Source organism: Prauserella muralis (assembly GCF_003202285.1).
In the GTDB taxonomy this organism is placed as follows: domain Bacteria; phylum Actinomycetota; class Actinomycetes; order Mycobacteriales; family Pseudonocardiaceae; genus Prauserella_B; species Prauserella_B muralis.
The window spans coordinates 761,321-774,338 of the sequence record NZ_MASW01000007.1 but is presented as its reverse complement, the minus strand read 5'-3'; the positions used below and the strand labels follow the sequence as shown (position 1 = coordinate 774,338).

At 73.0% G+C, this 13,018-nt stretch carries 15 protein-coding genes and 2 pseudogenes; 12 read left to right on the top strand and 5 right to left on the bottom strand.

Features of this window, described 5'->3' with window-relative positions; genetic code table 11:
• Nucleotides 1–199 precede the first annotated feature (199 nt).
• Entirely contained in the window at nt 200–1,477 is a 1,278-nt protein-coding gene (locus BAY60_RS33320) for a cytochrome P450 (protein ID WP_245992918.1), read from the top strand.
• Nucleotides 1,478–1,492: 15 nt separating this feature from the next.
• Here BAY60_RS33320 and BAY60_RS33315 read toward each other — a convergent pair whose 3' ends face one another.
• Together BAY60_RS33315 and BAY60_RS33310 are read right to left on the bottom strand one after the other, a co-directional pair.
• Nucleotides 1,493–1,792 (bottom strand): MoaD/ThiS family protein, encoded by a 300-nt coding sequence (locus BAY60_RS33315; RefSeq protein WP_112285337.1) that lies wholly within the window; start codon nt 1,790–1,792, stop codon nt 1,493–1,495.
• Nucleotides 1,789–2,904: a WD40/YVTN/BNR-like repeat-containing protein gene (locus tag BAY60_RS33310; protein ID WP_112285336.1), complete on the bottom strand. Its 1,116-nt coding sequence runs from the start codon at nt 2,902–2,904 to the stop codon at nt 1,789–1,791. The genes BAY60_RS33315 and BAY60_RS33310 overlap by 4 nt, the downstream gene beginning before the upstream one ends.
• Nucleotides 2,905–3,018: 114 nt before the next feature.
• Here BAY60_RS33310 and BAY60_RS33305 point away from each other — a divergent pair, with 114 nt between their 5' ends.
• The 8 genes and pseudogenes from BAY60_RS33305 (at nt 3,019) to BAY60_RS33275 (ending at nt 9,579) form a co-directional block, all read left to right on the top strand.
• Nucleotides 3,019–3,693: a winged helix-turn-helix transcriptional regulator gene (locus BAY60_RS33305; RefSeq protein WP_112285335.1), complete on the top strand. Its 675-nt coding sequence runs from the start codon at nt 3,019–3,021 to the stop codon at nt 3,691–3,693.
• A gap of 48 nt (nt 3,694–3,741) precedes the next feature.
• Complete coding sequence (locus BAY60_RS33300; protein WP_112285334.1) at nt 3,742–3,927, top strand: hypothetical protein; 186 nt, start codon at nt 3,742–3,744, stop codon at nt 3,925–3,927.
• 171 nt (nt 3,928–4,098) lie between these two features.
• Nucleotides 4,099–5,397 (top strand): annotated as a pseudogene (locus BAY60_RS33295) (GAF domain-containing protein); the annotation flags it as partial.
• Nucleotides 5,398–5,603: 206 nt separating this feature from the next.
• Nucleotides 5,604–5,852 carry a sensor histidine kinase gene (locus tag BAY60_RS38660; RefSeq protein ID WP_425466512.1) on the top strand — a complete coding sequence of 83 codons (249 nt, stop codon included), beginning with the start codon at nt 5,604–5,606 and terminating at the stop codon, nt 5,850–5,852.
• 193 nt (nt 5,853–6,045) lie between these two features.
• A pseudogene (locus BAY60_RS33290) lies at nt 6,046–7,059 on the top strand (MFS transporter); the annotation flags it as partial.
• Nucleotides 7,060–7,106: 47 nt separating this feature from the next.
• Complete coding sequence (locus tag BAY60_RS33285) at nt 7,107–7,763, top strand: HNH endonuclease family protein (RefSeq protein ID WP_112285332.1); 657 nt, start codon at nt 7,107–7,109, stop codon at nt 7,761–7,763.
• A gap of 89 nt (nt 7,764–7,852) precedes the next feature.
• Complete coding sequence (gene ilvA / locus BAY60_RS33280; protein WP_112285638.1) at nt 7,853–9,091, top strand: threonine ammonia-lyase IlvA; 1,239 nt, start codon at nt 7,853–7,855, stop codon at nt 9,089–9,091.
• Nucleotides 9,092–9,111: 20 nt separating this feature from the next.
• Entirely contained in the window at nt 9,112–9,579 is a 468-nt protein-coding gene (locus BAY60_RS33275; protein ID WP_112285331.1) for a PPOX class F420-dependent oxidoreductase, read from the top strand.
• Nucleotides 9,580–9,601: 22 nt separating this feature from the next.
• On the opposite strand, the gene BAY60_RS33270 is transcribed toward BAY60_RS33275, so the two are convergent.
• Both BAY60_RS33270 and BAY60_RS33265 read right to left on the bottom strand, forming a co-directional pair.
• Nucleotides 9,602–10,033, bottom strand: a complete 432-nt coding sequence (locus BAY60_RS33270) for a DUF1707 SHOCT-like domain-containing protein (protein ID WP_170160637.1) — start codon at nt 10,031–10,033, stop codon at nt 9,602–9,604.
• A 169-nt stretch (nt 10,034–10,202) separates the two neighbouring features.
• Nucleotides 10,203–10,637: a DUF6292 family protein gene (locus BAY60_RS33265; RefSeq protein ID WP_112285329.1), complete on the bottom strand. Its 435-nt coding sequence runs from the start codon at nt 10,635–10,637 to the stop codon at nt 10,203–10,205.
• Nucleotides 10,638–10,889: 252 nt separating this feature from the next.
• Here BAY60_RS33265 and BAY60_RS33260 point away from each other — a divergent pair, with 252 nt between their 5' ends.
• Nucleotides 10,890–11,300: a helix-turn-helix domain-containing protein gene (locus tag BAY60_RS33260; RefSeq protein ID WP_425466499.1), complete on the top strand. Its 411-nt coding sequence runs from the start codon at nt 10,890–10,892 to the stop codon at nt 11,298–11,300.
• Nucleotides 11,263–11,718, top strand: a complete 456-nt coding sequence (locus BAY60_RS33255) for a hypothetical protein (protein ID WP_112285328.1) — start codon at nt 11,263–11,265, stop codon at nt 11,716–11,718. Before BAY60_RS33260 ends, BAY60_RS33255 begins: the two co-directional genes overlap by 38 nt.
• 9 nt (nt 11,719–11,727) lie before the next feature.
• Here the strand turns inward: BAY60_RS33255 and BAY60_RS33250 are convergent, their stop codons facing one another.
• Nucleotides 11,728–12,315, bottom strand: coding sequence for a hypothetical protein (locus BAY60_RS33250; protein WP_112285327.1), 588 nt, complete (start codon nt 12,313–12,315; stop codon nt 11,728–11,730).
• Nucleotides 12,316–12,448: 133 nt separating this feature from the next.
• Between BAY60_RS33250 and BAY60_RS33245 the strand changes: the two genes are divergently transcribed.
• The gene (locus BAY60_RS33245) at nt 12,449–12,964 is read left to right on the top strand and encodes an Arc family DNA-binding protein (RefSeq protein WP_112285326.1); all 516 of its coding nucleotides are present in this window, start codon (nt 12,449–12,451) and stop codon (nt 12,962–12,964) included.
• Nucleotides 12,965–13,018: the final 54 nt, after the last annotated feature.

Sequence of the window (13,018 nt, the reverse complement as noted above, 5' to 3'; positions counted from 1 at the left end):
CCGGACGCGCCGCCGCGGCGCGCCCGGGAACGGCACCCGGTGCCCGTGCGCGGTGATGGGAGCCGGGTGAACGCCACCAATGCCACATTCGTAGCGCCCAGCGCCACCAATGTGGCATTCGTTGCGTCCAGCGCTACCAATGCCACATTGGGGAGCTCCCGTACACCCTGCCCGCCGGGTCGTTGGTAGCGTCGCGGGCGTGGGGAATCTCCGAGCACGCCTTGTCTCCTGGGCCACGCGCCGGTACCTGGCGCGTGCCCAGAAGAAGGGCCTCGACCTGTCCAAGCTCGCGATCCTGCCGGACGCGGCGCTGATGCCGTTGCGGCGCGACGGCCTCGACCCGGTGCCCGAGCTGGGCGAGGTGCGGGAGCGGGAGCCGATCAGCAAGCTGCCGGTGCCGTTCGGGTTCAACGTCTGGCTGGTCACCGGGTACGACGAGGCCAAGGCCGTTCTGGTCGACGCCACGTCGTTCAGCAACGACTTCGGCAACCTCGTCGGCAAGCCGGGGGGCGCGGGCGAGGAGGAAAACCCGGGTGGGCTGGGCTTCGCCGACCCGCCGGCGCACACGCGGCTGCGGAAGCTCTTGACGCCCGAGTTCACGATGCGGCGCCTTTCGCGGCTCAAACCCGGCATCGCGACCATCGTCGGCGAGCGGCTCGACGCGATGGAGAAGGCGGGCAGCCCGGTCGACCTGGTGGAGGAGTTCGCGCTGCCGGTCCCCTCCCTGGTGATCTGCGAGCTGCTCGGCGTGCCCTACGAGGAGCGCGACGAGTTCCAGCACCTCGCGGTGGCGCGGTTCGATTTGTTCGGCGGCGCCGGGGCCTCGCTGGGCGCCATCTCCGAGTCGCTGGAGTACCTGCTCGGCGTGGTGCGTGCCCAGCGGGAGAACCCGGGTGACGGCCTGCTCGGCATGATCATCAAGGAACACGGCGACGAGGTCAGCGACCGGGAGCTGGCCGGACTCGCCGACGGGGTGCTCACCGGGGGTTTCGAGACCACCGCGAGCATGCTCTCGCTCGGTGCGCTGGTGCTGCTGCGGGACGCGGAGGCATTCGCCAGGGTGCGCGACGACGACGAGTCGGTGAACGGCTTCGTCGAGGAACTGCTGCGGTACCTGACGGTGGTGCAGGTGGCGTTCCCGCGGTTCGCGCGGGAGGACGTCGAGGTGGCGGGCACCACCATCAAGCAGGGCGACATGGTGGTGGTCTCGCTCAGCGGCGCCAACCGCGACCCGGCCCTCGGCGAGGCGATGGAGATCGTGGACGGCACGCGGCCGCCCACGCAGCACCTGGCCTTCGGCTACGGCGCCCATCGCTGCATCGGCGCCGAGCTGGCCAGGATGGAGCTGCGGGCCGCGTACCCGGCCCTGCTGCGGCGGTTCCCGGAGCTGCGGCTGGCCGTGGATCCCGACGAGCTGACGTTCCGCAAGACGTCCATCGTCTACGGCGTGGAGAAGCTGCCGGTCATCCTGTCCTGAGCGCCCCGGCAGCCGTCAGCCGCCTGCCATGGCCCCGACCACGAGCAGGGGCTCGGAGCCGGAGACGACGGCGGCGGGCAGCGGGTCGTCGGGCGAGTCGTGCGACAGGTCGCGCTCACACGCGAAGAACCGCACGAACGCCCTGCGCTTGCGGGTGGCGTGGTCGCGCATGGTGCCGCGCAGCATCGGGTAGCGGGCCTCCAGGGCGTCCAGGACGGCGGCGATCGTGGCCGTACCGTCCAGCTCCAGGCTCACCTCCCGCTCCCCGATGCGGGCCAGCGTGCGCAGGTGGGCGGGCAGAGCGACGCGGATCATGGCAGCGTCTGCACCTCCACGGACAGCACGGCGGGCAGGTCGCGCACGATGGGCGCCCAGTGCTCGCCCGCGTCGGCGGAGGCGTACACCTGCCCGCCGGTGGTGCCGAAGTAGATCCCGCAGTCGTCGAGCGTGTCGACGGCCATCGCGTCGCGCAGCACGTTGACGTAGCAGTGCTCCTGCGGCAGGCCGTTGGTCAGCGGCTCCCACTCGCCGCCGCCGGTGCGGCTGCGGTAGACCCGCAGGCTGCCGTCGAGCGGGTAGTGCTCGGAGTCGCTCTTGATCGGCACCACGTACACGGTGTCCGGCTCGTGGGCGTGCACGTCGATGGGGAAGCCGAAGTCGGTGGGCAGGTTCCCGCCGATGTCGTGCCAGGACTCGCCCCCGTCGTCGCTGCGCATGACGTCCCAGTGCTTCTGCATGAACAGCACGTCAGGCCGGTCCGGGTGCATGGCGAGGTTGTGCACGCAGTGCCCCACCTCGGCGTCGGCGTCCGGGATGCCCTCGGAGCGCAGTCCCTTGTTGATCGGCCGCCACGTCTTGCCCGCGTCGTCGGTGCGGAACGCCCCCGCCGCCGAGATCGCGACGTAGAGGCGCGCCGCGTCGCGCGGATCCTGCACGATCGTGTGCAGGCACATCCCGCCCGCGCCGGGCTGCCACGACGGTCCCGACTCGTGGCGGCGCAGGCCGGGCAGCTCCTGCCAGGTCTGCCCGCCGTCCACCGTGCGGAACAGCGCGGCGTCCTCGATGCCCGCATAGACGACGTCAGGGTCGGTCAGCGACGGCTCCAGGTGCCAGACGCGGGTGAACTCCCAGGGCCGCTGGCTGCCGTCGTACCACTGGTGGGTGCCGGTCTCGCCGTCGTAGGCGAACTCGTTGCCGACCGGGTTCCAGGTGGCACCGCCGTCGTCGGAGCGCTGGATGACTTGGCCGAACCAGCCGCCGGACTGGGAGGCGTAGAGCCGGTCGGGATCGGCCGGCGAGCCCTTGAGGTGATACATCTCCCAGCCCGCAAAGTGCGGTCCGCTGACCTGCCACTCCTGCCGCGTGCCGTCCGCGGTCAGCACGAACGCTCCCTTGCGGGTGCCGACGAGCACTCGGACTCCGGTCATGACCCCTCCCTCTGTTCACCCCCGACGTCTGGCTGGGAACGTAACAGTCGTCACTCTCGAAAAACAAGTTCTTGATGCGGAGGAAAAATTCAGCCGCTGCTACGCTTGATCGTCATGGCGACCGACCGCAGCTACCACGACATGTGCGGGATGGCGCACGCGCTGGACCTGGTCGGGGAGCGCTGGGCCTTGCTGGTGGTGCGGGAGCTGGCGCTCGGCCCCAAGCGCTACACCGACCTGCGTTCCGACCTGCCCGGCATCAGCACGAACGTGCTCTCCCACCGGCTCACCGAGCTGGAGCGGGCCGGCGTGCTGCGCCGCCGCACGCTCCCGCCGCCCGCCGCGTCGGCGGTCTACGAGCTCACCCCGTGGGGCCAGGAGCTGGAGCCGATCATGTGCGCGCTCGGCCGGTGGGGAGCCCGCTCTCCCGCCCGGCCCGCCGACGGCAGTTTCAGCCTCAACGCGCTCGTGCTCTCCCTGCGCACCACCTTCAGCCCGGAGGCAGCGCGCGACGTCGCCGTCACCGTCGAACTGCGCCTCGGGCAGCGACCCGTCCGCGCCGAGATCGCCGGTGCGGCGCTGAACGTCGAGCTGGGTGAGGCCGACGGCCCGGACGTGGTCGTCGAGGCCGACGAGCCCGCCGCGGTCGCCGCCGTGCTCTACGGCGGCGTCCCGCTCGGCGACGCGGTGCGTGCGGGCACCGTGCGCGTCGAGGGCGCGCACGACGCGGCCGCGCGGTTCCTCCGCGCCTTCGTGCTGCCCGAACCTGCCTTCGCCCTCACCGACTGAGGGCGAAGGTCACTACCCGCGCCCCGTCCGCCGGGCGAGCCTGAAGGCATGAGCAACCTCGAAAGCGCAAAGGCTTCCCAGGAGGCCCGCCGCAGCGCCAAGGACCGCACCCGGAGCCTGGACGAGCTCGCCGAGTCGGCGATGAAGCGCTACGTCCTCGCCGAACGGCACCGCACGCGGCACGAGGCAGGCACGTCCGACGACACCGACGACACGTCTGCGCCTCGGCACTGACTCCGCCTTGGGTCCTCGCCGGGCAGAGCGCGGCGAAACGCGCCCTCGCCCGAACGACGGCGTTGTGGGCGGTACGCCCAGGGACTAGGTTCACGGGTGGTGCCCCGGACCCCGGCCCACGCGGCGACAGCCGTCCCCCGCGCCACCTACGCGAGGAGCTGGTCCGCGCCGATGTCCGGACACGACGAGCGCAGCGATCTCGGGAACCGGGTGGTGACCCGGCAGCTCGCCGGTCTGCGCCTCGACGACCTGCTGCTCGGGGTCCAGGAACGGCTCCAGGAGATCGTCAGGACGGGCGACCGGCTGCAGGGGCTGCTCGACGCCGTGCTCGCCGTCGGCGCCGGGCTGGAGCTGGATTCCACGCTCCAGCGCATCGTGCGTGCCGCCGTGGATCTGGTCGATGCCCAGTACGGCGCGCTCGGCGTGCTCGGCGAGGACCGGGAGTACCTCGCACAGTTCGTGCACGAGGGCATCGACGCGCGGACCCGGGCCCGGATGGGACATCTGCCGGAGGGCCGCGGCGTGCTGGGGCTGCTGATCGACGATCCCCGGCCGATCCGGCTCACCGACATCACCGAGCACCCGGCGTCGGTGGGATTCCCGCCCAACCACCCGCCCATGCGCAGCTTCCTTGGCGTGCCGGTGCGCGTGCGCGACGAGGTGTTCGGCAACCTCTACATGGCCGAGAAGAAGGGCGGCGGGGAGTTCACCGTCGACGACGAGATCCTGCTGCGCTCGCTGGCGGCCGCGGCGGGCGTGGCCGTGGAGAACGCGCGGCTGTTCGAGCAGTCCCGGCTGCGCGAGCGCTGGCTGGAGGCGGCCGCCGCGGTCAACTCCACCATCCTGGACGGCACGGCGGGCCACGACGCGCTCGGCCTCATCGCGGGTTTCGCCCGCGATTTGTCCGGGGCCGCCGCCACCTTCGTCCTGCTGGACGAGTCCGGCAGCTCCCCGGGCGCCGCCCCCGAGGAGGTCCGGCTGACGGTCGTGGCGGCGAAGGGCGAGCGGGCGGGGGAGCTGACGGGCGCGAGCGTGTCCGGCGCCGACCCCGCACTGCGGGAGGCCGTGTGTTCCGGTCGCACGACCGTGATCGCCGACCTGACCGCACTGGCGCGGACCGAGCCCGTGGTGCTCGGTGAGGGGTTCGGTCCCGCGGTCGTCGCGCCGGTCCACGAGGCGGCGGGTGTCCGCGGTGTGCTGCTCGCGGTGCGGGAGAAGGGCGCACAGCCCTTCACCGCCGACCTGGTTCCGGTGCTGTCGTCCTTCGGCGCGCAGGCCGCCGTGGCGCTGGAGTTCGCGGACAAACAGCGCAACGCGCGGCAGCTGGCCGTGCTCGCCGATCGCGACCGCATCGCACGGGACCTGCACGACCACGTGATCCAGCGCCTGTTCGCCACCGGCATGAACCTGCAGGGCACGCTGCGGCGGATTCCCGATCGCCATGCGCGGGGCCGCGTCGAGTCCGCGGTCGCGCACCTCGACCAGACGGTCCGCGACATCCGCACGTCGATCTTCGACCTGCACTCCCGCGGGGACGAGTCCGCAGGCAGCCTGCGGCGCGCGCTGCTCGACATCGCCGCCGAGCTGACGGCCGATACCCAGGTGTCGCCGTCGATCCGCATCAGCGGGGCGGTGGACACGCTGGTGCCGCCCGAGGTGGGCGAGCACGTGCTGCGGTGGTGCGCGAGGGCCTGTCCAACGCGGTGCGGCACCCGCGTGCGCATGGCGTCACGCTCGATGTCCGGGCCGCCGCCGAGCTGGTGGTGGAGATCGCCGACGACGGCGTGGGCCTGCCCGAGGGTGCGCGGCAGAGCGGCCTGGCGAATCTGCGCGAGCGGGCCCGCGCCTGCGGCGGCGACCTCGCCGTCGGGCCCGGCCCGCGCGGAGGCACCCGCCTGCTGTGGACGGTGCCGCTGCCCGGCTGACCGCGTAGCCGGCGGCCGAGCCGAAGGTGCCCTCGGGTACGCGGGGTGTACCCGAGGTGCCCTTGGGCTCGGCACCGCCCCGTAGCCCAAGGTGCCCCCGGGTACGCAGGGTGTATCCACGGTCACCTTGGGCTCGGTGCGGTGCGGCGGCGCGGTCGGTTGGTCGGTCAGGTGCGGGCCGGGCGCTCGTACCGTGCCGGTCGGCGGCGTCCTCGCCGACCGTTACTCGCGACGCGCGGTGGTGCTCTGGGCCGGGCTCACCGCCGCCGCGGCGGGCCCGGTGCTGGCCTTCGGGCTCGGCCGGTCGCTGCCGCTCGTGGCCGTCGCCGCCGCCGTGGCCGGTGCGGGACAGGGCGCCTGCAGGCCCGCGTTCCAGGCGCTGGTCGCCGAGGTCGTCGAGCCCGAACGCCGCCAGCAGGCCAATGCGGCCATGACCTTCGCCGTGCGCGGCACGACGCTGCTCGCGCCGGGGCTGACGGCGCTGCTGGCGACCGTGGCCGGGGTCCCGGCGCTGCTCGCCGGGATCGGCGCCGTCTGGCTCGTGGCCGCGCTGGTGCCGCCGAGGGGCACCCTGCCGCCCGCGGCACCCCGGCAGCGCGCCGGGTTCGTCGCCGAGTTCGCCGACGGCGTGCGGGAGGCCCGCAGGCACCCGTGGTTCCTCGCCGGGCTCGCCGCGCTCACCGCCGTCATCGCCACCGGCTACTCGGCCACGGGCGTGGCGCTGCCGCTGGTGAGCCGCGACCGCTACGGCACCGAGGCCGTGCTCGCCGCCGCGCTCACGGCCTACACGGCGGGTGCGCTCGCCGGGGCGCTGCTCGTCGCACGGTGGCGGCCGCGCGCGCAGGGCTGGGCCGCGCTGGCCGGGCTCGGCTGCTACGGCTTCGCGCCGCTGGCCCTGCTGCTGCCGGTGCCCGCGGTGGTGGTCGTCGCCGCCTACGTGCTGGCGGGCATCGGCATCGAGCTGTTCAACGTGCCGTGGTTCACCGCCACCCAGCGCGAGGTGGAGCCGGACAAGCTCGCGCGCGTGTCCTCGCTGGACTTCGTGCTCTCCTACGGCCTGGCGCCCGTGGGGCTGGCGCTCATCGCCCCGGCGATCGAGGCCTTCGGCGCCGGTGCCGTGCTCGGCGCCTGCGCGCTCGCGTGCTTCGTGGCGCCCGGGCTGGCGGCGCTGGCTCCGGGAAGCCGCCGGTTCTCCCGCCCGCGCTGACGGCGTGTTGGGCAGGCCGGGGTCCGCGGCCATGATCGAATCGGTGCATGGGTGCACGCCGCCGCCGGTCGTCCTACGGCGCCTGGGGATCGTTGCTCGCCGCCATCGTGGCCGCCGTCGCGTGGTGGACACAGCAGAGCGGCTCGGGCGAGCCGGCCACGCCGGACGGCGATGCTCCGGTGGACGGCGCGCACGCTCTGCAGCGGCTCGCCACGCTCCCGGTGCGCCAGGAGGACACGGGCAACGCCTACGACCGCGACGACTGGCCGCACTGGTCGTCGCACGGCGACGGCTGCAACACCCGCGAGATCGCGCTGCGGCAGCAGGGGGAGAACGTGCGCACCGACGCCGAGTGCCGCGCGGTGTCCGGCACGTGGCTCAGCGACTACGACGGTGTGCCGCTGCACGACGCGAGCGAGGCCGACCTGGACCACCTCGTGCCGCTGGCCGAGGCCGCCCGCAGCGGCTCGCGGGGCTGGAGCGAGGCGCGCAGGGAGCGCTTCGCCAACGACCTCCGCCAGCTCGTCGTGGTCACCGCGCGGTCCAACCGGCAGAAGGGCGACCAGGACCCGGCGAGCTGGCTGCCCGAGCGCGACCGCTGCACCTACGCGGCCCGCTGGGTCGAGGTGAAGGCGTCCTACGGGCTCAGCGTGGACCCGGACGAGCACGCCGCGCTGACCGCGGTGCTGTCGCGCTGCCGGTGACCCGGCCGCGCGGGCCCGCCCGGCCCCGGCCTACGCTCGGTGACGACGATCAGGAGGACCGGGTGCAGGACACCGAACAGGGCCACGGGGTGAGCGCGGCGGACGTGGCGGCCGCCGCGCAGCGGTTCGCGGGCGTGCTCCCGCCGAGCCCGCTGCAGCGCAACGAGCGCCTCTCGCAGCGCCACGACCTCGACGTCTGGCTCAAGCGGGAGGACCTCAACGCCGTGCGCTCCTACAAGAGCCGCGGCGCCTACAACCTCATCAGCACCCTGCCCGCCGAGCAGCGTGAGCGCGGCGTGGTGTGCGCCAGCGCGGGCAACCACGGCCAGGGCGTCGCGTTCGCCTGCGCGTCGCTGGGCGTGCAGGCCCGCGTGTACCTGCCGCGCACCACACCCCGGCAGAAGCGGGACCGCGTTGCCGCGCTCGGCGGCAGGCACGTGCGGATCGTGGTCGAGGGCGAGACCTACGACGAGGCGGCGGCCGCCGCCCGCGAGCACGCCGCGTCGACCGGCACCACCCTGATCCCCGCCTTCGACGACCCGCGCACCATCGCCGGGCAGGGCACGGTCGTCAAGGAGGCGGTCGAGCAGCTGGGCCGGGCCCCGGACGCCGTCGTGGTGCCGGTGGGCGGCGGGGGCCTGCTCGCCGGGACGCTGACCTGGCTGCGGGAGCACCACCCCGGTGTGCCGGTGATCGGCGCCGAGCCCGCGGGCGCGGCCAGCATGGCACTGGCGCTGGAACGGGGCGGGCCCACGCCGCTGGAGCACGTCGACCCGTTCGTCGACGGCGCCGCCGTGCGGCTGGTCGGCAGGCACACCTACGCCGTCGCGGCGGCCGCGCCGCCCCGGCTGGTGGCGGTGCCCGAGGGCCGGATCTGCGTGGAGATGCTGGACCTGTACCAGTCCGACGGCATCATCAGCGAGCCTGCCGGCGCGCTGTCGTCCGCCGCGCTGGGCCCCGAGCTGGGTCTGGCCCCGGGTGCGACCGTGGTGTGCATCCTCTCCGGCGGCAACAACGACGTCAGCCGCTACGCCGAGATCGTCGAGCGGGCACTGGTGTTCCAGGGCCGCAAGCACTACTTCCTCGTGGAGTTCCCGCAGGAGCCGGGCGCGCTGCGCCGGTTCCTCGACGACGTCCTCGGCCAGGACGACGACATCACCCTGTTCGAGTACGTCAAGCGCAACAACCGGGAGACCGGGCCCGCGCTGGTGGGCATCGAGCTGGGTTCGCCGGACAACCTGGAGCCGATGCTCAAGCGGATGGACGCCGCGCCACACCGCATCGAGCGGGTTCCGCCGGACAGCCCGCTGTTCACCTTTCTCGTCTGAGCCTTCGGGAGGACTTCGCCATGGCACCGTCCGTCGCCACCACCGAGCGCGTCGACCGCGCCGGGTTGCTGGAGTTCCTGCGGCCCCGTCACCACGGGGTGCTGGTCACCACCCGTGCCGGCGGCACGCCCCAGCTCTCGCCAGTGACCTGCGGCGTCGACGGCGAGGGCCGGATCGTCGTGTCCACCTACCCGGAGCGGGCGAAGACCCGCAACGCCCGTCGCGAGCCGCGCGTGTCGATGTGCGTGCTCTCCGACGAGTGGAACGGTCCGTGGGTGCAGGTCGACGGCCGGGCCGAGGTGCTGGACATGCCCGAGGCGCTGGACGGGCTGGTGGACTACTTCCGCTGCATCTCCGGAGAGCATCCCGACTGGGCCGAGTACCGCGAGGCCATGGCCCGGCAGGGCAAGTCGCTGATCCGCATCGACATCGACCGGTGGGGCCCGATCGCCACCGGCGGGTTCCCCGCGCGTCTCGCGGGCGACTGAGCGAGCGCGGCCGGCGGTGGGATCAGAACCGGCAGCCGTGCCGGGGCCGCAGCGCGAGCTTGAGCACCACGAATCCCACGATGATCGGCGCCAGCGGCGGGACTCCGGCACCGGCGACGAGCCCGACGAGGCTGAGCAGCAGCAGCGCGGGCACGAGCACGCGCGCGATCGTGCCGGCCGTCATCGGCTTCGCCGCGGCCGGGGCGGGCGCGGCGGGTGCGGCCCGCCGCAGCGGGGGCAGGTCCGCGGTGAGCCTGGCCAGATCGCCGCGCGTCTTCGAGGCGTAGGCCTGCGCGGCACGCTCGTCGAACTCGCTCAGCGTGAGCCTGCCGTCGGCCACGTGCTCCTGGAGCAGTTCCACCGCCTCGTCGCGTTCCCGGTCGCCGATCCGCAGGTGCTCGTCGCGCCCGGGTGTGCCGAAGCCAGGAGAAGCCCGGTGACCCTGGGGAGCCATCGCCATCACTCCTTTCCCGCGCCCATGTCAGCGACACTACGCCGGTCTTGCTGAGAGCCGAACGCGTCGGCTGCTCGCGGCGCCGTGCTGGCCACCGGGGTAGGCGAGAGGGGCCAACATGGCGCCGCAGGCGGCCAGCACACGGACGCGGGCGGCCGACACTCCGCCGCTAGACCACGCCGGCCAGTGCCTCCACCGGCTCGGCGTAGTCGCCCAGCCGCGCGGACAGGTCGTCCTCGGTCCCGGCAAGGCGCAGGTGCGGGGGCTCCGGCTGCCCCGGCAGGTCACCGGCGAGCAGCCGCTCGGCGAAGCGCGCCACGACGCGAGGGGCGGGCAGGACCGAGCCGCCCAGGTAGGACACGACCAGCAGATCCTCGCCGCAGCGCGACTCGACCGCGACCGCCCAGCCGTGTTCCTCGTCCCAGATCAGCGCGACGTCCCGGTCCTCGAATCCGGGCAGCTGCCCTTCGAGAGCGAGGTACGCGCTGACCGGCGGATCCAGATGCACGCACGAGCCATGTCCGCTCAGGCCGAGTTCCTGCTCGACGAGCCGGACATACCGGCGCAGGCCTCTGGCCGGCGCACCGTGCGGGTCAAGTTCCATGATGTGTCACCGCCGTACTTTCCTCGAAAGGTCGTCAGGCCGACACGAGCGCCGGGACGGCGCGTCCCGGCGCTCGCGGCGTTCGACCGTTTTCGGATAAGGCAACAGCTGAAGAAGGGAAGCAATTGACAGGGAAGAACTCGTCCTGATCTCACCACCTCCTCCCGCCATCGCGGTTGACGTGCCGACTAAAAATATCTATATCCTCGACTGCAGATTGAGTCAAGTAAAGGTGCGAGATACCCTGGGAACGTGGATGTAAGCAAGTTGGATGACGAGGACTACCCGGCGTGGACGATGGGGCAGGCCGCCGATGCGCTCGAGGTACAGCCGGCGTTCCTGCGCAGTCTCGACGCGGCCGACGTCGTCCAGCCGCACCGGTCCGCGGGCGGCCATCGCCGCTACTCGCGCCGCCAGTTACGGCTGGCGGCCCGGCTGCGTGAGCTGTTCGACGACGGCATGACCCTGGCGGCGGCCGACCGCATCGTGCGGCTGGAGACGGAACTCGCCGAGTCGCAGGCGGAGAACAGACAGCTGCGCCGCCGCCTCGGCGAGGAGGACGGCAACGGCGCCGCCACGGGGGGTTCCGACTCAGCCAACGCGCCGACCGAGAGGACTGAGGGAGATGGGGCTGGACAGGATCTGGATTCGCACGCTCAGTGACGGCCTGGTTCGGGCCGACCAGGTGATTGGCATCAGCAACCATCGCACCCCGGCGCTGTCCGGCAAGCCGGGCCGCTGGCTCGTCACGGCCTCCCTCGCGGTACCCGCGGGCAGTGGAACCGCGGAGGGCTGGGACATGACCAACCTGCACCGCACGCTCGTGCAGGCCGACCAGGAGCCTCGGCAGGCCCCCGAGGAGCTGGCGCGCCTGCTGGCTCGGCTGTCCACGATGGACGTCGCGGGCGTCGTCGTGCCCGTGGTGTACGGGCCCGGCCGCAGCGAGGTGCGGTTCGACTTCGCCCCCTTCGACAGCGACCACAGCAGTGACCACAGCAAGGGCAACGGCGCTGGCAACGGCAACGGCAACGGCCACCCGGCGACCGCCGAGCGCCTGCGCGACACGGTGGCCGTGGGCTGATCCCCGCGGTCAGCTCCAGTCTGTCTGGTAGCCCGGCGGGCGCAGCAGCTCCAGCAACTCCGCGTCCGCCGGGCGATGCGTGTGGTCCAGGACGTGGCGCAGCAGCCGCGAGTCGACGTGGCCCGGCTCCCCGGACACACTGACGACCAGGTCGCCGAGATCGCGGTAGAGCGCGAGCCCGGGGTCGCTGTTGTGCGTGTCGTGGGTGATCGCCAGCGTCTCGGCGTCGCCGACGGTGGTGCAGCTGCGGACGGCCTTGGCGCCGCACCCGGCGATGTCTTCGAAGGTGTTGCCGTCCTCCATGTGGTGCATCGCGTAGTGGATCACCGGCCCGTCCTCGGTGTCCGGCCCTCTGCGGTAGACGACGTCGAAGCGCAGCGGGCTCGCGCTCGCGTCGGCGTCGTCCTCGTGCCGGACCGCGTCCGGCACGCGTAGCTCGCCGTTCTCCCAGGGCAGGGGCGCGGTCAGGCTGAGCAGGTCCCGCCGGTCCTTGAGATCGCGGAAGGCGGCGTTCCACCACTGGCAGGCACCCCAGCCGAGGGCGGTCAGCGCCACGAGCGTGAGGACGAGCTTCCGGTTGACCGAGGCGAGCCGCATGGTCCGATCATGCCAGCCGTTGGCCACGGAGCCCGCGCCGCCCGCGACCTCTGACCAGGGGAGATGCCACTATGGCACACCAATGGCGCCATGATGGCTTGTTATGGCGCCAATGGTGTGCCATAGTGGCGTCATGGACTTGACGTCGTATGTGGACTTCCTCGGCCGGGAACTGGTGACTGCCGCCGAGGCCGGCGGTGAGGAGGCTCGTGAGCTGGCCGAGCGGCTGGCGGGTCAGGTCGAGTCGGCGGTCCGGCTCACCCTGCTGGAGGCCCTGTCGGCCGCCGCCGACGAGATCACGCGTGACCTCGCGCCCGGTTCGGTCGAGGTCCGGCTTCGCGGCCGCGACCCGAACTTCGTGGTGACGCCGCCGCCGTCGGAGCCCGCATACACCCCGGCCGCGCCGGAACCCGAGCCGGTGGCCGAGGCCGCTCCCGCGGGCTCCGACGAGGCCGCCACCGCCCGGATCAACTTCCGGCTCCCGGAACACCTCAAGGCCGCGATCGAGGAGGCGGCCGCGAAGGAGGGCCGTTCGGTCAACGCGTGGCTCGGCCGGGTCGCCTCCGCCGCGCTGCGCCGGCCCGGCACGCCTCCGGCCGCCGATCAGCGCGGCTGGGGCAAGCAACGCTACACCGGCTGGGTCCGTTAGGCCCTGCCCGCAGCTGACCGAGCCCACTGAGCTCACCCCATCTCACGCGTTCTC

What these genes read in the sequence shown, in the direction of transcription:
- BAY60_RS33245 (WP_112285326.1), top strand. Translation starts at nt 12,449, where the DNA reads ATGGACTTGACGTCGTATGTGGACTTCCTCGGCCGGGAACTGGTGACT.
- BAY60_RS33250 (WP_112285327.1), bottom strand. Translation starts at nt 12,315, where the DNA reads ATGCGGCTCGCCTCGGTCAACCGGAAGCTCGTCCTCACGCTCGTGGCG.
- BAY60_RS33310 (WP_112285336.1), bottom strand. Translation starts at nt 2,904, where the DNA reads ATGACCGGAGTCCGAGTGCTCGTCGGCACCCGCAAGGGAGCGTTCGTG.
- BAY60_RS33275 (WP_112285331.1), top strand. Translation starts at nt 9,112, where the DNA reads ATGGCACCGTCCGTCGCCACCACCGAGCGCGTCGACCGCGCCGGGTTG.
- BAY60_RS33300 (WP_112285334.1), top strand. Translation starts at nt 3,742, where the DNA reads ATGAGCAACCTCGAAAGCGCAAAGGCTTCCCAGGAGGCCCGCCGCAGC.
- BAY60_RS33285 (WP_112285332.1), top strand. Translation starts at nt 7,107, where the DNA reads ATGGGTGCACGCCGCCGCCGGTCGTCCTACGGCGCCTGGGGATCGTTG.
- BAY60_RS33255 (WP_112285328.1), top strand. Translation starts at nt 11,263, where the DNA reads ATGGGGCTGGACAGGATCTGGATTCGCACGCTCAGTGACGGCCTGGTT.
- BAY60_RS33305 (WP_112285335.1), top strand. Translation starts at nt 3,019, where the DNA reads ATGGCGACCGACCGCAGCTACCACGACATGTGCGGGATGGCGCACGCG.
- BAY60_RS33315 (WP_112285337.1), bottom strand. Translation starts at nt 1,792, where the DNA reads ATGATCCGCGTCGCTCTGCCCGCCCACCTGCGCACGCTGGCCCGCATC.
- BAY60_RS33265 (WP_112285329.1), bottom strand. Translation starts at nt 10,637, where the DNA reads ATGGAACTTGACCCGCACGGTGCGCCGGCCAGAGGCCTGCGCCGGTAT.
- BAY60_RS33270 (WP_170160637.1), bottom strand. Translation starts at nt 10,033, where the DNA reads ATGGCTCCCCAGGGTCACCGGGCTTCTCCTGGCTTCGGCACACCCGGG.